This is a genomic window from Salinimicrobium oceani (assembly GCF_012037645.1).
Window position 1 is genome coordinate 1 of the sequence record NZ_JAAVJR010001174.1, and the last position, 349, is coordinate 349.

The window sequence follows — 349 nt, forward strand, 5'->3', positions numbered from 1 at the left end:
ATTTCAGGATCTGTTGCCGGTAGGGAAATAATTATTAAGGTCCCGGTGGGACCACTTTCCTGGGAAAAATGGAAATTCACGAATTTATTTGCTCTACCTGAAGCTTTAGATAATTCCCCCGGATCAAGACCGGCAGAGGTGGAGGCAAAAATTGCATTTTTGGGAGCTGTAATTTTTAATTCATTGTAGAAGGTTTTTTTGACGGCCAGATCTTCCGGCAGGGCTTCGATAATAAGATGGGCGTTACCTGCAGCTTCAGGAATATCCATGGAATAAGCGATATAAGCCAGAGCAGTTTCCACATCCTGGGGAGTAGCACTAAATTTATTTACATATTCATCTGCAAACT

The 349-nt window shown here is 42.1% G+C and carries 1 protein-coding gene; it reads right to left on the minus strand.

All coding sequences use genetic code 11. From position 1 onward, the window contains the following. Positions 1-349: 3-hydroxyacyl-CoA dehydrogenase NAD-binding domain-containing protein (locus tag HC175_RS21335; RefSeq protein WP_235942724.1), on the minus strand; the 349-nt coding region annotated here is incomplete at both ends.